The sequence below is a fragment of the Peribacillus sp. YIM B13477 genome (assembly GCF_042787955.1).
Taxonomy (GTDB): domain Bacteria; phylum Bacillota; class Bacilli; order Bacillales; family DSM-1321; genus Peribacillus; species Peribacillus frigoritolerans.
The window spans coordinates 738,001-757,538 of sequence record NZ_JBHZPD010000001.1; the positions used below are offsets into that span (position 1 = coordinate 738,001).

A 19,538-nucleotide genomic window follows, 5' to 3' on the forward strand; every position below is an offset into this window, starting at 1 on the left:
TGGCATCCTTCTTGCATTTAATACTACTATCATAACTCAGGAGGTATAACCATGTTATTTGACTTATATAAGCCAGATCGCAATTGGAAAGATATAGAGCTATGGAAAGATGTAACCGAAGAACAATGGAACAACTGGCTGTGGCAGCTTACAAATACGATCCGAACAGTTGATGATTTGAAAAAAGTGATAAACCTGACTCCGGATGAAGAGGAAGGCGTGAGGATTTCCACGAAAACCATTCCATTGAATATCACCCCATACTATGCTTCGTTAATGAATAAAGATGACCCAAGGTGTCCAATCAGGATGCAATCGGTCCCAATCTCGGAAGAAATGCATAAAACCAAATATGACATGGAAGACCCCCTGCATGAGGATGAGGACTCCCCTGTACCGGGGTTGACCCATAGATATCCGGATCGCGTTCTTTTTTTGGTGACGAATCAATGTTCCATGTACTGCCGTTATTGTACGCGAAGACGTTTTTCAGGCCAAATTGGCATGGGCGTGCCAAAAAAACAATTGGATGCAGCAATCGGTTATATACGAGACACACCGGCAGTTCGGGATGTCCTTATTTCCGGCGGGGACGGATTATTGATCAATGACACGATCCTTGAATATATCCTCAAAAACTTAAGGGAAATTCCTCATGTTGAAATAATCAGGATAGGTACACGGGCACCGGTTGTTTTTCCTCAAAGAATCACTGAAAATTTATGTGCCATTTTAAAAAAATATCACCCGGTATGGCTGAATACTCATTTCAATACCTCGATAGAAATTACCGAAGAGTCAAAGAAAGCATGTGAGATGCTTGCCGATGCGGGTGTACCTGTAGGCAACCAGGCAGTTATTTTAGCGGGGATAAATGACAGTGTCGCAATCATGAAAAAGCTAATGCATGATCTTGTTAAGATCCGTGTCCGCCCTTACTATATCTATCAGTGCGACCTCTCGGAAGGGATCGGTCATTTCAGGGCACCCATTTCAAAAGGTATCGAAATCATCGAAGGGCTCCGGGGCCATACATCCGGGTATGCAGTGCCTACTGAATAAATTATTAAACGTGTGATATAATCCTCTTAAATAAACGTTTTGTTACATAAGAGTCACAAGAAGCTGGAGACTTCGTTGGACGTTATAAGAGGAGGAGTCGGAGTTATGAAGACAATAAATCACGTTGGAATTTACTTGAGAATTTCACAAGAGAAGAAGGGCAACCAGAAAGCTGAAGGAGCTGAAACGCTCGACAACCACAAGCAAATGTTGACCGAGTTCGCAAACAAGCATGCTTGGACATATGAAATTTACGGAGAAGTCCTGTCTGGTGGAGCTTCAGACATGGAAAGGAGACCAGAGCTTCAGCGTTTACTCCAAGACCTTGAGAAGTTTGACGCTCTGTTAGTTGTAGAGCTATCACGTTTAAGTCGTAACGGAAAGATAAGTCAAACGGTGAAGCAAGAGTGTATTGATTACGACGTTCCAATCATTACTCCATTTCAAACTTATGACCTTGCAAACAGCGAGAACGATAGGCTAATGTTCGACTTTGGAAGCTTAATTTCCGCTCACGAACACGGAACTATTGGAAAGCGTTCAAAGGCTAACAAAATTCAAATGACCAAAGCTGGTCTTCATGTCTCTGGTGGAGTTCCTTACGGTTATCGTAGAAACCCACAGACCAAGAAACTTGAAATTTACGAACCAGAAGCGAAAGCTGTTCGTTACATTTTTCAACTTCACGGTCAAGGACTTGGTTCCAGAAGAATTGTTGACCAGCTCAACGCTGAAGGTTATCTCCCACAACGTTCAAACGCTTGGAACTCACCTTCAGTGAGACGTATTATGAAGAACCCAACTTACAAAGGAACCGTCTTCTTTAGCGATAGGAAACGAGTCAAGGAAGCTGGGAAGTACGTTTACAAGATTTTAGAAACCATTGTCATTGAGAACGCACATGAGCCAATTATTGAACCGTCAGTATGGGAAAGAACTAACCTAGAAAGAACAGACCGAGTTGAACGCTTCAAAGGAGTAAGAGAGAAACCGTCAGCTCAATTTCACACCATTCTCAAGGACTTGTTGTTTTGTGGTGTTTGTTCAAGAAAAATCTCTTTCAAAACGGAGCAGAATGGAAAAGTTTCAATCAGACCATGTCAATACCTGTTACCAAATTCAGCAGAGAAGTGTAATAACTGTGGATTACTGGTCGAGTATCTTGAGCAAGACGTTGTGGACGACTTGAAGCAATACCGTGAAGACTTACTCCAAGAATTGAACCAGCTTCAAGACAATGACACAAGTTCTGTTGAACGAGACCTTATTGACCGAGTGAAGCACATTGAAGGTCAGCTGATGAACGTCAAGAAACAACAAGCAAACCTCATTGACCTTGCATTGTCTGGAGTCTTCTCTCACGACGAAATAAAGTACAAGAAGCAACAGCTCATTGACAAACAACACGACCTTGAGAAGACGCTGGAAGGTCTTACAGCTCAATTAGGGTCATTAGATATTGAACCATTAACGGATAGAATTGAGCATGTCGTTGAGCTTCTGGAAAGCTTTGAAACGTTGTCTGTTGAAAACCAGAACAATGTTTTGAAACAAGTCATTAAACGAATTAATTACACCAGAGACATTCCAGAGGACTTGAGGGAGTTGTCAACGAGGAATGAAGAACGAAGAAATTATCCTTATGAATATGAAATAATTTATTTCTAGGAGAATCAAAATGACCGTTGTTATTGCAATTCATTGTATCGTGGTTGAGATTGACACAAAGGTTTTGCGACAAGGAGAGTTCAAGCTCAAAGGCAAGAAACCAGAAGAAGTAGCTTTCACTTTTTGGAAGCAAATCAAAAGAGAGTCGTCTCTGGAATTACAGCTTCAAAAGGTCTTGTGTGAAGGTGAGGAAATAACTGGATTGGTAAGGAAACTGGAGGAGCTATGAAGCTTCTCTTTTGTTTTCGTACTAGGACATATTTGAATTAAATATATTGAATAACGTAATATCGAAATTTGGATGGAGTGAAAACAAATGAAGCTGTATTTCCACTTTAAGCTGAAGCAAGTGATAGAGAGCAAAGGTATTCAACAGAAGGAACTTGCGAAAATGACTGGTAATAGAGAAGCGACTATTTCAGAGTTAGTTAATGACACGAGGGGAGCTTACAATAAAAAGCATTTACTCAAGATAATGGACGCTCTACAAATTACTGACCTCCAAGATTTATTAGAGGTGAGAAGTTCAGATACTTAAATACGTAATTCATGGAAAAAGACTTCTCATGAGAGGGGTCGTTTTTTTTTCTGTGTGTAAAGAGACTTTGGAACACATTTGTTATAAAATAATCAATTGGGAGGTGTGAAATAATGGTAGCTCCAAAAGACGAACACTTGGCATTAAGCTCTGGAATTGGTTTGGCTGGATTAGCAATTGGTTATTTTGGTGAATTTGGACTAGGTGCTTTTGAAACTTTCAGAGAAGAAATAATTGAAGTTCTTCTCAAACCGAATAAAACAACAGCAGTTCATTGGTATTTGTCTTACTTCCAAGATGTTTCAGAAGAAATTCATAAGATAAAAGGCAATGTGGACGAGTTAGATTATCTGTTTAACTTTATTTCTAATACACTGGACGAGGTAAATTTGAAACCAGACCTTATAAGACCAGACTTTGAAAACTGTTCTGATAAATGGCATGAGGAATGTTCTTGCAATGAAATAGTTGAACAGTGGGTAAAATATGTTAGCAAAAACGCTGAAATGATAAACGAACTAATCATACATTCAGCGTTTCAAGTAATTTTCTTAGATAGAAAGTTTCTACATGATTTTCATTTGGAACTTTCCGATTTTGTTGAGAGTTACATTGACGAAATTCGAGAAGCTTACCCAGAAAATGTGACTGTTAAGGGAAGGATAAAGCGAACTCATTTCCCTAAATGGTTGACTGACGCAGTATTTTACCGAGATAAGGGAACATGTTCAATTTGTCGTTGTGACCTATCTAAATTAATTAGAACACAGAACACTATACATATTGACCACATAGTCCCTCTCGATATTTACGGAAGCAATGACGCTTCAAACTTTCAGTTGTTGTGTGAGACTTGCAATACTTCAAAGGGAGCAAGGTCAACAGCTACAAGTTCAATAAATGTTCCTTTTTGGAATTTATAAAAGGAGCCTCCATTGTGGAAGCTCCTTTGTTTCTTAGAATTGGATTTTATCAATCAAGAACATAAGACCAGAAGCAGCGAGGTTTCCTCCAGCTCCTTCTAACATTGTTCTAATTGACTGTAAGGATTTTTGGATTACAGTTGGTTGAGGTTGTGCTGTCACCAATTCAGCTGAAATGGTTTCAACTTCTGATTGAACAACGGCTTGCTGTTCTGCTGGAAGTCCAATTTGGTTAATGTTTTCTTTAAGCTTTGTAATCAACTCCGAAATTTGCCCAACGTCCACTCCATTAGTCATTGTTTGAGTCGAGTTAGGTGAATTTTGTTGGAATTGTATTCCAGAAGCATTTCCGTAGAAATTATTAATGTTGTAATTCTGCTTGCTTGCTTCTTGTTTTTCTTTATCGCTAAAGCTTAAACCTTCTCCCATAATACCGTCCTCCTCTAGTTTCAATGCCCATTCCAGAATAATGTTTCTAACAGTGTCTATAATTCTTTGAGCTTGAGATTTTCCGAAACTAACTTGAAAATGAGCTACTTCTCCTGTCATTTCAGCTAAAAAGTTTTGTTTTGCTTGTGGTAATTGTAATGTTAAATAACTGCCGTCACTGTTAACTAAATCTACTATTTCTGTAATAGGTTGACCTATTTTCCCTCTTTGTAGCATATCTAACACTTCTTGGTGTTCAATAATTACTGGTATCCAACCTCTGTATGGGTTAAACCATTGGATTTTCCCAACAACCTCTCGGTATTCTGGGATTTCCTGTGAGTTTTTGTAACCATTCAATTCTTGTGTGACCCATTGCTCAAATTCCTTGATTTTTAGTTTTCTTGCAACAACTAATGATTTTCTTAACAAATCGGAAACATTTGAGCTTGAATCCATGGCTTCTCTTTGAAGTTCCAAAACGATTGACTCCAAAACTTCCCCTCCCACAACTTATGTAATTCTATTATCCTACAAGTTTTTACAAAAAATCAAATTTTAGTTCTAAAGGGAGAGTTTAACAGTTTGTTCTATTCAAAGTTACCAGGGAGGTTACACATGTAATTACATATCTAACTTTGAATTAATTAAATAAATATATCTATTTTGAATAAAAAAGGAGCGTAGCGACAATATTTATCTTGTTCTTTATCTTTATTTAGTTCTATATACTGTGTCAAATTTGGTTCACGGTGACCAGTTTTTGCATTAATGTCTGCAATAGTTGGTTCATGGAGACCAGATTTGACACTTCGGTTAAAGTAGTTGTAAAAGTTGGTCAGTACAAACCAAATATGGCACTTCGGTTCAGAGTCCAAAGTTTACAAGTCTTCTGTCCATTTCGTCTTGGTCAAGTCCGAGATATTTCATTGTGACCATTTGAGAGCTATGATTTAAGAGCTTCTGAACAGTGGCAATGTCTCCAGTCGCTTTGTAATAGTGATAGCTCCAAGTCTTCCTCAATGAATGAGTTGAAATGTCCTCCAGACCAATACTTTGACCAGCTTCAGAAAGGACTCGGTGAGCTTGAACTCTGGAAATTGGAGCTGTTCCTTTACGAGAAGGGAATAAGAACTCGGAATCAGCTTTTCCTTTAATGTATCTGTCAATTTCCTTCCTCAAGCTGTTTGAAATGATTTGCTTTCTAGTCTTACCAGTCTTTTGCTCACGAACGATTAAATGACTCCCTTTGAGGTCTCCCACGGTTAGTTTAAGGAGGTCAGAGACACGGAGAGCTGTGTTAATACCAAGAACGAAAAGGAAGCTGTCACGGTCTGTTTTGAAGGCTTTCTTCATGAGTTCGATTTTCTCTTTATCTTTGATTGGATTAACAAATTCCATATTGAACCGCTCCTTTGAATGTAACTTAATTTCAATTTTAGAGAGTTTTATTACATTCGTCAATTGAAGGTTTAAAAAAATTCTGTAAAAATTTATTTCAGTTTTTGTTCTAAAACAATGGGGAGGGTTCTGTAGAGAGAGACTAGTAGTCAGCCAAGAAAGATTCATTGAGTTGACCCCGAACTTTAAAAATTTTGTACGGAAATAGTAGGACTCGGTTGCTGGACATTCTTGACCCTGTTCCACCAGTATAGGGGGTCTACTAGATTGGAATGATTATAAATAACTTTACCCAAACAGGTAGGGAAACGTGTCGAATATATCATTCTCAATAGGTTTTTTAATACGTTTCAGCAAGAACGTTGATATAACAGCATTTGTTGTTGATTTGAATGTAACTCTTTTCATATTGTGTTACATTGCATTATCAATTAGCTTTATTCTAATAGTTCTCTCTCCATATCAATAACCTCTTGCTCTAAGTCCTTCAGTGTATTAGTATGCTTAACTTCTATCCTTATAATGACCAGCTTCATAGACCTCACTGGAGAGCCAACAGAGGGTCAACACCGTCTGGAATAGGGCAATGTAAGGGAGTCATTGTGGAGAGCAAAGGGAGGTCATTGTGTCAAACGAGGAAGGGTCTTTATTTGAAGGAAGGAAGGGAGTTTTGTTTGTAGTGGAGGTTTGAGAGGATAGCATACTCTGGAATGGTTCAGCGGATAAATAGGGTGTAATAATACACTCGTACTACATGGACAACAACCTTGTAACTAAGACCTAGTCATAATACAAATAAAGTCAAACATGATAAGGACTCTGGAATACATATGTCGTTTGATATGTCGTTCTACATGGAAAAAGGACTAGGTTACACTACAAGAAAAAGAGGAGTTTCCTTTAATGGAAGCTCCATTTTTTAACCATATTTCTTTTAATATTGCTAACCTCTGAAGTTTGTTGGTAAACCAAGCTAATGAGGAATACAGTCCCTTTGTCAAAATTTGTTCTTTTAAGCCGAAATTGGGTGTATAATTAGTAAATGATGGATTGTCTGCAAGGAGGAATAGAACGGTGCAAATAGCATTAGAAGAAAGAATTACCGCTCAAGCTTCATATATTAACATGGAAAATGCTATTCAAGTTTTAAATGAAATTGATTCCTCTAATAGTTCCACTATTACAACAAGAGAACTGGAAATGTTGGGACGTATAAACTCAACCTTTGGCTTTCTAAAGGAAGCTCTAGATAAGGTAGACCCTTGGTTAGTGTCTACCAGCACAATGGAGAGTATAAACAGTCCAATATCACAAGTTTTAAATGAAATAACTTATTACAAGAATAATAGAAACGAAGGTCATTTGAACAACTGCTTGACTTACATTGAATCGTTATTACCGTATTTCCCTCAAATATTGGTTACAAAGACACCTGAGGAAATTGAAGGCTTAAGAAGTTCAATAATAAAATTCAGACAATCTGCTGGACAACATTTGTCACACCTTGAAAAGGACGTAACGGAAACCTCAACAGCTTTTACAAAGAACAATGAAAAGCTGAATGAACTTACTTCTGCAATAAATGACCAAAAGACTAGAATTGACTCCATTGTTAATGAATTTCAGAATCAATTTTTACAAACGCAAACTCAAAGAGGGCAAGAATTTGATAACTTCATAAGCAAAGGAGAAGCAGACCTTAAGGATGTTATAGAAGTCTTTGGAGAAAATTATGAACGGCATAAATCAGCCGAGATGGCAATCTTTAATAAAATGAAGAATAGCTACGAACAACAAATTGCATCTCAACAGAATACCTTTGGTTCATTAATTGAAGACTTTAAGACCAATGTTCAAACTGAATTTGACCAAATTCATGCAATGAATAAAGAAGCTGAAAAGATTGTTGGTATTATAAGCATGAAAGGTCTTGCTCAAGGTTATCAAAAAATTGCAAATGACGAAGGTAAAAAAGCTTTTTGGTGGAATATAGGCTCCATAATCTCAATGGTTGCAGTAATTGTATTTGGAGTAATCTTCCTGCTAATGCACAAAGGAACTTTAGAGTGGACTGCACTAGTCAGTAGAATTGTACTAACTGGTGTTGGAATAACATTGTTTACCTATTGTGCAAAACAAGCTACAAACCACAGAAATGAAGAACGACGGAATAGAAAAATAGAGTTAGAACTTGCTTCGCTCGACCCATATTTAAAAGATTTAGAGGAACAGGAGCAAAAGAAGGTTAAACAAGAGCTTGTTTCTAAATACTTCGGTGTAGAGCTTCCTAATTCAACAACACAACAAGCTCCAGTACAGCAACCTGTTGCTATTGAAACAATTACGAATAACCCTCAATTATTACAGTTACTTGCAGAAAAATTATTACAACAACCACCAAAGTAAAGAGAAGGGGAGCTGTCCCTTCTCTTCTTTTTTACTGGTAAAGAGGAGCATTATCACTCCTAAACGTACTGACCAAGTAAACGAACTTTCACTGTTTCTGGATAAGCGTTTCTGACATTGAACAAACAAAGGAAATTCTTTCATTAAGTCGGAAAGTTTTTTTCAAATGTTTGTTCATTTGTCCATTTACATGTTTCATGTCCTTATTATCGAAACCGATTAAAGGAATGGTGGAGTGTTCTCGGTCAACTTGAAACATTCTCAACATTAAAGGTATGTCAACCTTCAACTCAATCATTTTCCTTTCACCAGCTCCAATAACAAACTCAAACTCAATAATCTCTTGACTAAACTTCATTATTCATTCCTCCATTAATAGAATTTCAGTTCTCCGTTATCGTCCTCAATTACTCCAACATTGTCTGGAACTGGTTGAACTTCAATTTCCTCCTCTTGAATTTCCTTGAATTTAGTAACTGTTTCAGCTTCAATTCGTTGTACTGGTTGAGGACTTTGTTTTTCCTTCTTCTCCTTGACAACTGGAACCAAGTATTTGTTCATGTACTGACGAACTTTTCCTTTCTCGTCTCGGTAATGCTGACCGTGAATGACCTTGAGTTTTCCTTCTTTCTCGTAACCTTGAATAAGTCGTTTAACAGTCCGTTCACTCATTGCCAACACGTTCTCCCATTCCCTGAATGAAATTGCATAGTCGATATTAAACCTCCAGACAACGTAAATAAGGACTTTAAACAACTTGCTGTCATTATCAGCAATGTTGAACAAGTCCTCTGTTACTTTTATAAAACCAGAGTATTTCGTGTTGCCCGAAACCGACTCCGAGAAGTCTTCAAGGAGCGTAATTTCAAGGAGAGGGGAGTCTTGAAGTTTCTCTCCTTCATGTTTAATTTGAACGTAACCTTGAAGCTCCAGCGTCTTCAGAGCGTCAATAATTCTTTGAGTTGACCGTGACTTTCTGTTGTCGAGAGTCACCATTGCTCCTAACATTTGAACATTACACAAAACCTTTGTTCTATCTTGAAATGTTGATAATTTACCAAGGACAAAATACAGTAAAAAAGCGTCAGAGTTCTCAATAAAAAAGCTCTCGTCATTATACGAGAACATTTTCACTGGAAACATTACGTAAAATTCATTTGTTTTCATTCCGAATATTACTCCTTTGAAGATTATTTTTTGTTTTTCATTTCCTTCAAGTTCTCCCAACGAGGAGACTTCATTTTTCGATATTCTTTGAGAGCTGCTTCAAGTTGTTCAGTTCTCTCGAACAAGTAAAATTTCTTACTGTCAGAAGTTCTCAAAGCTTCAGTTATGAAAGTTATACCTTTGACCTCAATGAGAAAGTAAGCTTGTTTCTCCGAGTAACAGAAATAGAATCTTTCTTTCTTTTTAACGAACCAGTCATTTTTCATATTCATTCAAATTCCTCCCAAATTAAAAAGGACTCCGTTTTAGAGTCCTTGTTTTCTCGAATTGTGCGTTTCAATTAATTTATTTTCTCTTTTATTCAAGTCATTGTGGTTCCATACAACAGCTCCGAAACAGAACATTACAAGTATTAGACTCACGACACTTCCTCCTTTCCTTGAGTTGTCCCAAGTTTTTCGAGAATAGTATCAAAGTCCATGAATTTCTCCAGCTCTGGAAAATGCTCTTTATTAGCAAAGACTGATTGAATAAGAGCTTCTTGTTTGGTTTCAAATTCTCCAACAATCTCTCCTCGAACCAAGACTCTCCAGCTAGAACCTTTCCTTCTTACTTGAGCTTTCTCTCGGTTCGTTCTTACAAGGTTTCTTTTAGAACTCATTGCTTTAAGATTGCTTCGAGTATTGTCCAATGTGTTGAAACTACAATGGTCAACAACAAAGTCTTTATCGTATTCCAATCCCATGATTACACGGTGCAAGTAAAAGCATTTCCTTTTTCCTTTAACTCGTCTATCCATGAAAACGTAAACTTTCCCAGTCCCATCAGTTACCATTCCAGACCAAGTTCCTTCAAATTTATTGACCTTCTCAAAATCAATCTCGTCAATTATTGCTGTTACCGTTTTCCCTTTACAGTAAACCTCAATAAAAACTTTACCTTCTTTGATTACAAAAGCATTTTTCATTTTTACATTCCTCCGAATTTTATTATTTTTGAATTAAAAAAGGAGACCAACAGTTTTATTCGTTGTGGTCTCCGTCAATGAATTTGATTTCCTTCTCCATTTCCAAAACTTCAGCTTCAAGGTCTTTGAGTGTTGTTTCTTTCTTTATTTCATGAGTGTGTTCGTGAGTCTCTTTGAGCTTTCCAGTCATTTGGAGATAAATTTTAATTCCCTCAAGAACCATTTTGTCCGAGCGACTATTTTCAATAATTCCTTGCAACCTTGAGTAAACAACTCCCATGAAAGCTCTGTTTCGTGAGTCAAGAATTTCCTCAACGTAGGCTTGAAACTCCGGTTTCCGTAAAGCTTTATACCCAGAATTTCGAGCAATGCCAACCAACTCACATTGTTCAGTGAAGGTCATGTTATGGTAAGGAGCTGTTGCTTGAAGGAGAGCGAGTTTCCTGTGATTGTCGTTTAGCTGTTTCGTTCCTTTTGTCTTTGGCATTGGTAAATTCTCAAAGTCAATCTCCTTTCCTCCATGAGTGACAAGAAGAAGTTCTTTTATTTCTTCTCCTTTTGAGTCCTTATTTCTCTCCATGATACATTCCTCTTTCCTTTAAAACTTTTCGACCAGCGTCCTCGTAAACTATTAGGAACATTCTTTGGAAGTCAATGTAACCTTTTTTTAATTCCTTCAATGAGTCGAACTCTTTTAATTCAGCTGTCATTAAAACATTTCCAGACAACCTTGAACCAACAAGAACTTCACCAAGATATTGACCGTTTTCGTCCAGTTGGAACTCATGCTCAAAGAACAATTTTTGATATTTTTTCATTATGATTTCCTCCTACAAGGTCTTATTTCGATAAGTCTTTCAAATTGACAAACTTCAATTTTAAGGAGCTGGTATTCTTCAACAAGGTCGTCAAGTTCCTTTGGACTCATTGGTTCTGCTGTATGAATACAACACATAATTTCTTCTTCTGATAAAAACAGATAAGTTTTAAAACTAGGAAATGGGACAACGTTTGAACTCATTCTGATTCCTCCTTTTTGTTTTTCCATTCAAAATACATTGGTAAAAACTCACCAATAACGTCCAGTTTCTCCTCTGTTGTTGAGTTTGGATTGTCTAGTATTTCTTTAATCTCTAACACTCTTAATATGTTTGTCATTTTTATTCCTCCTCGTTCTGTTCCTCGGTTTTGTATGCTTGACGGAACAGCTCTTGAGGACTGTTCAAGTCTTTTTCAGCTTCTTTCACTTCAATAGTGGATTCTTGTTGTTCCTGTTTCTGTTCTGCTTTCTCCTTTAAGATTTTCAAATAACCTAGTCTCATTTTGAGAGCTGGTGGCATTTTATCAAGTTGTTCAGCGGTCAAGTTCTCAAGTTGTTTATCTTTCATTGTTATTTTCCTCCTTGAGCTTTTAGCTCTCTGTATTTTTGTTCAGCTTTGCTTTCGTCTGATTCAACAATGTTGTACTCCATGAACAGCTTCAGACTAATTGATTGAGTGTTTCTTACCAATGCTTTGTCAATTTCATATGAACGAATGAAAGGGCTGTTTCCGTAAGGATTTGTTGGAGCGTAAAATTGATTAATTTGCATTGCTCCTAAAACTCTTGGATAGCCAAACCTAGAACCGTCACCATTTCTTTGAATAATGTCGTTTAGTTCAGTAAGTTCTTCTTGAAGCTCATTGAATGGAACAGTATAAAGCTCATGAACTTTCTTCATGTATTCAAACTTTGCTTCATTTAGCTTTTGTTCGATTGACTTCATTTCAGTGTTCATTTCATTTGCTCTTTCTGTTCGATATTCCAGTAAGCTTTTAACGAGTTCGTGTTTGTCGTCAGCAATGCTTTCCTTAGTGATTTCAAGTTGGTCACGACAGAATTGAATTTCTTCAGCAACCTTTTTCAGTTCCTCGTTTACTTTTAGAACTTCAGCTTTTTTCCCTCCAGCTTTTATAAGTTCATACCGTTTCTGGTTGAGTGGACGTTGGCTTTCAATTGCTTCGTGAAGTTGTTTCTCCATTTCTGCAACCATGTCTTGCATTTTTTGAAGTTCCTTCATTGCTTCCATTACCTTTTTGTTTTTCATTGTTCATTCTCCTTTTGTTTGTGTTTTTTAATAATTTCTTTCAGCTCCGTTACTTGCTCTTGAAGCTGTTCCAATGACTTCCCCAATGTTCTTAAATCTCTTAAAATTGACTGTTGATTCATAGTTGAATTTCTCCGTCGAGAATTTTGTAAAGCGTTTCTCGGTCAATGTACTTTTCAACTCCTTCATGAATTTTCTCATTGACCTTTTTTGTGACTGGTTTCACTCCGTTTTCAATGAATGAAACCATTTGTTGAGAAATTCCAATAGCAAGAGCGAACTCATCTTGACTTTGAATAAGAATATATTTCCTAATGTTTCTCACGTCTTTTCCGTTTAGTTGTTTCATGTCTTACACTCCTTTCAAAAAGTAATAATTTCACTACTCATTCCCTAAAAAAAAAGAGAGAGCTTGCTAGGGACGCTCACTCTGTTCAAAGGAATGTAGGAATGAAAAATGTATTTCGCTTTACTACCTTTCTAACTTATAGTTGGGCTGAGAGCACTTTTTACAACTGTTTTTCCGAAATTAGTTTAAAGTTTTTATCCTACTCTTTACAACGGATTGTTTCTCTGTTTGTGACATGTCACATTTCAATTTGAAAGTCGTTGGAAGAACTAAAAACTGTTTTTAAACCGTGTTATCTTGCTTCGCAAGGTTTTACCAATTCAAATAAAAAAGTCTCCTAACGAGAGGAGACCGTGAGTTCTAACATTATTCATATTTCCAAAGGTCTTCAATTCTGCAATCCAGTATTTTCGCCAACTTGAAAGCCAACTCCAATCGAGGGAAACTTGTTCCAACAACGTAATTAGAAAACTGTTGAGAAGTGACTCCTAATTCCTTATAAACCTCTGTTTGCTTTAATGATAATTCCGCTAATCTCACCCTTATTTTTGGCTCCAGCATTATAACAAGTCCTCCAATGACAAGCTTTTCCAATATCTTATAACGTTGTACAAGTTTCAGCAAATTATCCAAATTAATTTGTATTTTTATAAGTTAATTTGGAATACTGACAGACTGCTTTCAGTATGCTTTATTAGATACCAAATTTAATGCACAGTGACCAGCAAGTCTTAGCACATACCAGATTCAGTCGTACTAAGGGAAGGACAGCTGAAATGAAAATACTCTTTACTCACAAGTCTTCTTACAGAAGAACAAAGAGTGTGGCGTTGGTCACTTGAAAGGAGGAATTGAAATTGATTTTTGAAATCGTGACAACAACAATCATGGGAGGTTTAGCTCTCAAAGCTCACTTGTCCAAAACTGGAGCTTCAAATGATTCTCAAAAGCTCAACAAAATATTCTCTATTTCTGGACTCAATGTGAAGGACGGAAAACAAACAATCACAACACAGCTTCTCAAGAAGACTCATTACAGCTGGGGAACAGAATACAAGTACCGAATACCACTTGGAAAGAACTTTGACGATTACAAAGCAAAGTTCAGAACCATTGAGGACGGTTTAAACAACAAGCGTCAAATGATACAGCTCAAAGACCTTAAAGGACTCCAGCTCGACAAAACGCTTCCAGACCAACTCAAGGAGCTTAATAGGAAGAAGCTTGGAGCAAGGAAGGAAGTTGAACTCTCTTTTGACGGTCTGCTTTGTGTCCGTGTCTACAATGAACCTTTACCAAAGGAAGTTCCCTTTGAAGTCGGAACTGGTTGGAAAGTTGTTGCTGGTCAGACTCGTGAGAAGAACAAGAAAGCTTTTCTCGACTTTGAAGTATATCCTCACTTAGCTCTCGGTGGAGCGACTCGTTACGGAAAGAGTAATTTCTTAAATGCACTCATTGTGAGCTTACTTGAAAACAATCCAGAACATGTTCGACTCCATTTAATCGACTTAAAAGGAGGAGTTGAGCTTTGTGACTACGAGAGACTTAACCAGACAGTCTCCATTGCTTATGAAACTGAAGAAGCTCTTGAAGTTCTCAAGGGAGCTTACGAGCATATGAGAGCTGTTCAGCAACGTTTAAAGAAGCTCGGAAAGAAGAAGGTTCAAGACGCTGGAATTAAAGAACGTCACTTCATAATCATTGACGAGGTCGGAGAACTAAATCCAGAGGAAGCAATTGGGAAGGAAGACAAGAAGCTGAAAGAAGCTTGTCAATTATACATGTCCAAAATTGCAAGACTTGGAGCTGGACTTGGTTTCCGTCAAATTCTAGCAACACAGTACCCAACAGGAGATGTGATACCTCGACAATGTAAACAGAACTCTGACGCTAAAATCTGTTTCCGTGTTCAGAATGGAACAGCTTCTCGTGTTGTTTTAGATAGTGACGGAGCTGAACTTCTTCCACAAGTGAAGGGAAGGGCAATATTCCAGACAGCTGACAAGAGAACTATCATTCAAACTCCATTGTTGACCTCTGAAGCAATAGCAAAAGTCATTGAGCAACATGACAGCGGAACAAGTAAAAGGAAGGACGTGTCCACTATTGAAAACGAGCAAACCACTAACACAGCGACAAGAGGAAATTCTGCTATCGTTGAAAAAACTAGATTTTCTTAACAGAGACCAGATTATTAAACTTCATAGGCTTGGTAAGGTTCGTAATGCAAACAGAGTCCTTGGAGAGCTTTCTGATTACCTTTGTAAGTATCGTGAGGAATACATGACCGTTTACTACCTTAACAGAGCTGGAAGGGACTATGTGGATTGTGACAAGGTTAGGAAGAAGGGTAATAAAGTCAGTCACAGTCTAGCTCGTAATGACTTTTACATTCATGCTAAATGTCCTTTTGATTGGACTAATGAAATGAAGATTGGTGACAGTGTTGAGTATTGTGTTTGTGACGCTCTGTTCAAGTCTAATGGTAAGTATTTCGCTTTGGAAGTTGACCTTCAACAAAGCATTAGTGAGAACAGATTGAAAGCTAAAAAGTACAAAGGCATTTTTGAGCGAAAAGTTTTAGAGAAGGAACTCGGTAACTTTCCAACTGTTATTTGGTTGACCAATTCGGAGCTTCGTCGGAAACAGCTTACGGAAATTTCAAAGGGTTTTCCATACATGGTTTTAACTCTGAACGACATTCGATAAAAGGGAGCTGGTTGGAATGAGAACGCAAACAATCAAATTTAGTGAGTTTATGACTGGAGAATACAAGGTCAAAGCGAAAGCAAAGAAAGAGCGTGTTGTCCGAAATACTGTGAAAGTTGCTTCTTCAGCTATTCTTCCAATTGTAAGTGGAGGAACTGTTGGGACTCTTGGTCTTGTGTTTGCAACTGGTTCTGTTTTAGCTTGTGGAACTTCAGCTGGAGGAGGAGAAGCAATTGCTGTTGCTGGTGTTTCTCAAGCTGTTGGTGAGTCTGCAATGAGAACTCTTGGTCACGCATTAGACCCACTCATTGACATTTTAGTAGCTATTTCGCTTCCAGTTGCTTCAGTCATAATGGTTGGAGGTTGCTTCTTCTTCATGTTAGGTAACTCGGAGAAAGCTTGGAGTATGATTCAAAACGCTGGACTTGGATTTTGTCTAATACAACTGTCTCCCTTGTTCATTAAAATGTTGGAGCAAGTCGGCAAAGCAATCTAAGTTTCTACTATTATATTGTCACAGCTCGTTCAATGGCTCGTTGGTTGGAATAGAGACAAACAAACGTCTCATATTCTGATAATGGGAGAGTGGTCAACATGAGCAGACCTCAAGGTATAAAGAAAGAAGGGAACAAACCAGACATGAAGCTGTTAGCTGAAGCATTGAAGAACCTTTATTTAACAAGGAGTTAGCGTTCCGAGAGATTGGGACACTAGCTCCTTTTTTCTTTATTTATCATACTTACAATAAAAAATGACATACCTACCTTCGTCGTCGATGCTCCAGGAGGGGGAGGGAAAATCACCCTGCAGCCGAATTATATCCTTTCACAATCTCCAACAAAAACGGTACTGCGCAATTTTGAAGGTGTGATAACCACATATCCTGAACCTGAGCAATATACACCAGGACTTGCAGATGATTATTTCAAAGGGGTATATCCTGATATGGAAGAAAAACAGTCAGATATAGGTGTATCTGGTTTAATGAACGACAAGCAATTCAATTTAGTGCCTGAAGGGCTGAAGCGAATGAACCGACGGGAAAATTACGTGACCAACCCAGAGCATGCTTCATTGAAGAACAAACGTGAAAAGCGAGATTTGTTAAAAGAAAAGAAATTCCAGGCACAGCAAAAAAAGAGCACTCCTAAGGGGGATGAATAGCATGGAGATGTGTCCATGGTGTGAGAAAGGGAAGCTTGCATCAGTAAAGGGGACTGTGTATTGGGAACTGCCGGATGGTTCGAGGGCGGTGGAAATTACGGAAACCCCTTCATCTCATTGTGAGAGTTGCGATGCTTTTTTTCAAAGTGATGAAATAGTGAAGGAAATTGAAGATCAATTATTTTTAATTGATTCGAAAAAGCTTGAAAGACAAACGAAGTACAGTGAGCTAATGAACATGAAAAGGCTGTTGAAACGTAATTACTTTGACTTTTAGCTGCAGGTGTATTACTTTTCCATAAATGAATTAATCCCCTCATTTTAGACGGAACAGTGTAAACCACTATTTCTATCTTAGGTGAAGGGGATTTTCCATTTCAGAAAGTGATGGCCAGCGTGTAAATCGGCTAATAAGTTTTTGATGAAGTTCTGCCAGCGTAATCAATATGGAATGATTACGATATGTTACTATTGCTTCGTAATTTAACGGTATGCATTTTGTGTTGAAAAATCGTGGATTTCATAAAATGAGGAAGAAAAAACCAAATTGTTTTTTAAAAAAGTGGACGGAAGCGAAAGTTTCCGATATATTAAAGCAGAAATCATAGTTATTTTAGGGGGGGGCTCGACATCATGAGACCATTTTATTTATATTTAATGAAATTTCGACAACCAAAGGAGATTGATGCAATCACTAAATTTGCCAATTATGCCTATGAGGATCATGGCTTCCCAAAACAATCGACTGATTATAATGAACTGAGCAGTTATTTAGAATTGAATGCAGACTATCTCGAAAGTATGTCAGTATTCGATCAAGCGTGGGAACAGTATGTCCAAATAGAAGAAGGGCTCATATTGGGAGATCAGGAATAGGGAGGATCGGAAGGATGTTAAAAAGCCTTCAAACCCGAATTTTGCTTTATTCTTTACTTATTGCAAGTGTTCCTCTTCTGATTTTGGGAATCATATCCTATGGATCACAACGCTCCCTTTTGGAGAAGGAAGCAAAAAATGCCCTGAATGCAGGTTCACTGAATATTGTAAATGAAACATACAGCTATTTGAACGAACGGATCAGTGATGTGAAGTTAATGAGTGCAAATTCTGCAATCATCAATCCTGGCCACTCAAAAGAAGAGAAGTCAGATGAACTAAAAAAGTTTATCGATGCCAAAGGAAATTATTACGGTGTCTTGCATTTGGATATGGAAGGCAATGTCATTGCAGATACATCCAATAAAATGATCGGGGATAACCTTGAGAAGAGAATATGGTTCAAAGAGGCAATAGAAGGTCATGAATTCCTTTCAGACGTATATAAAACTCGGGCTTTCTCAGAACCGATTATAGCTCTGAGTTCTCCGGTATATGATAATTCAGGGGAAATGATCGGAGTCGTATCCACAGCTTTCCGATTGGAAGGGCTTTGGGAGATGATGGAGAAAAAGGCTAATGAAATTAGCGATAAATACCCAGTCAACTTTTACATGATCAACCAAGAAGGCATCATGATTTCGAAAAAAGACCCACACGGCATGATGCAGGATTCTGCCCTGAAAGAAATGGGATTAACGAAAGATAAGCTGATGGAAGCTTCGTTATCGGATGATTTGTACAGTGCAGAGTATGGGGAAAAAATATATTCCATCAAGCCTGTCCATACGATAGCACAAACAGAGAATAAATGGTTTGTTGTTGTGGGTGCTGATAAGAAGCAGGTGTTTCAGCCTTTGAATGACCTATTGACACGGTACCTGACCATCTACAGCATCGTTTTTGTTTCTATCATTCTGGCTGTCTATTTACTAACAAAGACCCTCGTTCGGCCAGTTCAAGAACTTGTCGAAGCGACAGAGGATTTCATAGGAGGAAAGGAATTCATCATTTCCGATAAAAGAAGCTTCGAGGAAATGGAAAAATTGAACCTTGCCTTTCTAAGAATGATGGAAACGATAGAAGATCGTGAGAAGGAAATCGTCCGTACGGAAAAATTGAAGTATGTTGGCCAGCTTGCTGCCGGTGTCGCCCATGAAATCAGGAACCCATTGACGACAATAAAGGGTTTTTTCCAATTATTGAAGAGCCAGGATCATGATAAATCATTGATAGAAAAATATAGCGATGTCATGCTTCATGAAGTGGATCGGGTCAATGTATTTGTAACACAACTTCTTGATTTGGCAAAACCGCATCAACTGGAATGGGAGAAAATCGATTTAAAGGATTTCCTTGATGAAATTATGGATACCTATACTCCCTCAATTCCGAGTTCTCATGTAAGAATAATTAATGGTATGACACAATCCGTCCTTGTTTATTCAGACAGGAACCGGCTAAGGCAGGTTCTCTTGAATGTCCTGAATAATGCATGTGAAGCCATCGAAGCAAGGGGGCAGATTGAACTGCATCACGATTCCATCTCCCAATATATAAGATTAGTGATCAGCGATGATGGAAAAGGCATAAGTCCCGAGAATTTAAAAAATATCGGTATGCCCTTTTATACCACCAAACCGGATGGAAACGGATTAGGTGTGGCGACATGCATTCAGATAATGGAGGAATTAAAAGGGAAATTCCAAATTGAGAGCGTCCCCGACGAAGGAACGAAAGTGACGCTCACTATCCCCACTACGAACCGTCTCATTAAATGAGGCGGTTTTTGG

The 19,538-nt window shown here is 37.9% G+C and carries 26 protein-coding genes and 2 pseudogenes; 13 read left to right on the forward strand and 15 right to left on the reverse strand.

Annotated features, from left to right (window positions below; translation table 11 throughout):
* Positions 1 to 51 precede the first annotated feature (51 nt).
* From kamA to ACFX4H_RS03690, 5 genes and pseudogenes are all read left to right on the forward strand, one after another.
* Positions 52 to 1,056, forward strand: a pseudogene (gene kamA, locus ACFX4H_RS03670) (lysine 2,3-aminomutase); the annotation flags it as partial.
* A gap of 111 nt (positions 1,057 to 1,167) precedes the next feature.
* Positions 1,168 to 2,730: a recombinase family protein gene (locus ACFX4H_RS03675; RefSeq protein ID WP_377433968.1), complete on the forward strand. Its 1,563-nt coding sequence runs from the start codon at positions 1,168 to 1,170 to the stop codon at positions 2,728 to 2,730.
* A gap of 10 nt (positions 2,731 to 2,740) precedes the next feature.
* On the forward strand, positions 2,741 to 2,959 hold the full coding sequence (locus ACFX4H_RS03680; protein ID WP_377433971.1) for a hypothetical protein: 219 nt from the start codon (positions 2,741 to 2,743) through the stop codon (positions 2,957 to 2,959).
* An 87-nt stretch (positions 2,960 to 3,046) separates the two neighbouring features.
* Complete coding sequence (locus ACFX4H_RS03685) at positions 3,047 to 3,268, forward strand: helix-turn-helix domain-containing protein (RefSeq protein WP_377433974.1); 222 nt, start codon at positions 3,047 to 3,049, stop codon at positions 3,266 to 3,268.
* Between the two features lie 113 nt (positions 3,269 to 3,381).
* The gene (locus ACFX4H_RS03690) at positions 3,382 to 4,191 is read left to right on the forward strand and encodes an HNH endonuclease (RefSeq protein ID WP_377433976.1); all 810 of its coding nucleotides are present in this window, start codon (positions 3,382 to 3,384) and stop codon (positions 4,189 to 4,191) included.
* A 33-nt stretch (positions 4,192 to 4,224) separates the two neighbouring features.
* Here ACFX4H_RS03690 and ACFX4H_RS03695 read toward each other — a convergent pair whose 3' ends face one another.
* Complete coding sequence (locus tag ACFX4H_RS03695) at positions 4,225 to 5,115, reverse strand: AbiTii domain-containing protein (protein WP_377433978.1); 891 nt, start codon at positions 5,113 to 5,115, stop codon at positions 4,225 to 4,227.
* A 372-nt stretch (positions 5,116 to 5,487) separates the two neighbouring features.
* Positions 5,488 to 6,021: a tyrosine-type recombinase/integrase gene (locus ACFX4H_RS03700; RefSeq protein WP_377433981.1), complete on the reverse strand. Its 534-nt coding sequence runs from the start codon at positions 6,019 to 6,021 to the stop codon at positions 5,488 to 5,490.
* 1,074 nt (positions 6,022 to 7,095) lie between these two features.
* Between ACFX4H_RS03700 and ACFX4H_RS03705 the strand changes: the two genes are divergently transcribed.
* Complete coding sequence (locus ACFX4H_RS03705; RefSeq protein ID WP_377433983.1) at positions 7,096 to 8,427, forward strand: hypothetical protein; 1,332 nt, start codon at positions 7,096 to 7,098, stop codon at positions 8,425 to 8,427.
* 88 nt (positions 8,428 to 8,515) lie between these two features.
* Here ACFX4H_RS03705 and ACFX4H_RS03710 read toward each other — a convergent pair whose 3' ends face one another.
* The 13 genes from ACFX4H_RS03710 to ACFX4H_RS03770 form a co-directional block, all read right to left on the reverse strand.
* Positions 8,516 to 8,785: a hypothetical protein gene (locus ACFX4H_RS03710; protein WP_377433985.1), complete on the reverse strand. Its 270-nt coding sequence runs from the start codon at positions 8,783 to 8,785 to the stop codon at positions 8,516 to 8,518.
* Positions 8,786 to 8,799: 14 nt separating this feature from the next.
* Complete coding sequence (locus ACFX4H_RS03715; protein WP_377433988.1) at positions 8,800 to 9,594, reverse strand: hypothetical protein; 795 nt, start codon at positions 9,592 to 9,594, stop codon at positions 8,800 to 8,802.
* Positions 9,595 to 9,617: 23 nt separating this feature from the next.
* Positions 9,618 to 9,866, reverse strand: coding sequence for a hypothetical protein (locus tag ACFX4H_RS03720; protein WP_377433991.1), 249 nt, complete (start codon positions 9,864 to 9,866; stop codon positions 9,618 to 9,620).
* 146 nt (positions 9,867 to 10,012) lie between these two features.
* Positions 10,013 to 10,561, reverse strand: coding sequence for a hypothetical protein (locus ACFX4H_RS03725; protein WP_377433994.1), 549 nt, complete (start codon positions 10,559 to 10,561; stop codon positions 10,013 to 10,015).
* A gap of 55 nt (positions 10,562 to 10,616) precedes the next feature.
* Positions 10,617 to 11,141, reverse strand: a complete 525-nt coding sequence (locus ACFX4H_RS03730) for a phBC6A51 family helix-turn-helix protein (RefSeq protein ID WP_377433997.1) — start codon at positions 11,139 to 11,141, stop codon at positions 10,617 to 10,619.
* The gene (locus ACFX4H_RS03735) at positions 11,128 to 11,379 is read right to left on the reverse strand and encodes a hypothetical protein (protein WP_377433999.1); all 252 of its coding nucleotides are present in this window, start codon (positions 11,377 to 11,379) and stop codon (positions 11,128 to 11,130) included. Before ACFX4H_RS03735 ends, ACFX4H_RS03730 begins: the two co-directional genes overlap by 14 nt.
* Positions 11,379 to 11,582: a hypothetical protein gene (locus tag ACFX4H_RS03740; protein WP_377434002.1), complete on the reverse strand. Its 204-nt coding sequence runs from the start codon at positions 11,580 to 11,582 to the stop codon at positions 11,379 to 11,381. Before ACFX4H_RS03740 ends, ACFX4H_RS03735 begins: the two co-directional genes overlap by 1 nt.
* A complete protein-coding gene (locus ACFX4H_RS03745) occupies positions 11,579 to 11,719 on the reverse strand; it encodes a hypothetical protein (protein WP_377434005.1) in 141 nt (46 codons plus the stop codon). Before ACFX4H_RS03745 ends, ACFX4H_RS03740 begins: the two co-directional genes overlap by 4 nt.
* A 2-nt stretch (positions 11,720 to 11,721) precedes the next feature.
* Complete coding sequence (locus ACFX4H_RS03750; RefSeq protein WP_377434007.1) at positions 11,722 to 11,949, reverse strand: hypothetical protein; 228 nt, start codon at positions 11,947 to 11,949, stop codon at positions 11,722 to 11,724.
* A gap of 2 nt (positions 11,950 to 11,951) precedes the next feature.
* Complete coding sequence (locus ACFX4H_RS03755; protein ID WP_377434009.1) at positions 11,952 to 12,647, reverse strand: hypothetical protein; 696 nt, start codon at positions 12,645 to 12,647, stop codon at positions 11,952 to 11,954.
* Complete coding sequence (locus tag ACFX4H_RS03760) at positions 12,644 to 12,769, reverse strand: hypothetical protein (RefSeq protein ID WP_377434011.1); 126 nt, start codon at positions 12,767 to 12,769, stop codon at positions 12,644 to 12,646. Before ACFX4H_RS03760 ends, ACFX4H_RS03755 begins: the two co-directional genes overlap by 4 nt.
* Positions 12,766 to 12,996 carry a helix-turn-helix domain-containing protein gene (locus tag ACFX4H_RS03765; protein ID WP_377434013.1) on the reverse strand — a complete coding sequence of 77 codons (231 nt, stop codon included), beginning with the start codon at positions 12,994 to 12,996 and terminating at the stop codon, positions 12,766 to 12,768. Before ACFX4H_RS03765 ends, ACFX4H_RS03760 begins: the two co-directional genes overlap by 4 nt.
* A 366-nt stretch (positions 12,997 to 13,362) precedes the next feature.
* Entirely contained in the window at positions 13,363 to 13,557 is a 195-nt protein-coding gene (locus ACFX4H_RS03770; protein WP_377434015.1) for a helix-turn-helix transcriptional regulator, read from the reverse strand.
* 296 nt (positions 13,558 to 13,853) lie between these two features.
* Between ACFX4H_RS03770 and ACFX4H_RS03775 the strand changes: the two genes are divergently transcribed.
* From ACFX4H_RS03775 to ACFX4H_RS03805, 7 genes and pseudogenes are all read left to right on the forward strand, one after another.
* Entirely contained in the window at positions 13,854 to 15,176 is a 1,323-nt protein-coding gene (locus ACFX4H_RS03775) for an FtsK/SpoIIIE domain-containing protein (RefSeq protein ID WP_377434018.1), read from the forward strand.
* Entirely contained in the window at positions 15,154 to 15,705 is a 552-nt protein-coding gene (locus ACFX4H_RS03780; RefSeq protein ID WP_377434021.1) for a replication-relaxation family protein, read from the forward strand. Before ACFX4H_RS03775 ends, ACFX4H_RS03780 begins: the two co-directional genes overlap by 23 nt.
* A 16-nt stretch (positions 15,706 to 15,721) precedes the next feature.
* Complete coding sequence (locus tag ACFX4H_RS03785; protein WP_377434024.1) at positions 15,722 to 16,201, forward strand: hypothetical protein; 480 nt, start codon at positions 15,722 to 15,724, stop codon at positions 16,199 to 16,201.
* A gap of 260 nt (positions 16,202 to 16,461) precedes the next feature.
* A pseudogene (locus ACFX4H_RS03790) lies at positions 16,462 to 16,869 on the forward strand (lysine 2,3-aminomutase); the annotation flags it as partial.
* A 1-nt stretch (position 16,870) separates the two neighbouring features.
* The gene (locus ACFX4H_RS03795; protein ID WP_377434026.1) at positions 16,871 to 17,146 is read left to right on the forward strand and encodes a YokU family protein; all 276 of its coding nucleotides are present in this window, start codon (positions 16,871 to 16,873) and stop codon (positions 17,144 to 17,146) included.
* 356 nt (positions 17,147 to 17,502) lie between these two features.
* A complete protein-coding gene (locus tag ACFX4H_RS03800) occupies positions 17,503 to 17,745 on the forward strand; it encodes a YozE family protein (protein WP_034307512.1) in 243 nt (80 codons plus the stop codon).
* A 14-nt stretch (positions 17,746 to 17,759) separates the two neighbouring features.
* Positions 17,760 to 19,526 carry an ATP-binding protein gene (locus ACFX4H_RS03805; RefSeq protein ID WP_377434029.1) on the forward strand — a complete coding sequence of 589 codons (1,767 nt, stop codon included), beginning with the start codon at positions 17,760 to 17,762 and terminating at the stop codon, positions 19,524 to 19,526.
* Positions 19,527 to 19,538: the final 12 nt, after the last annotated feature.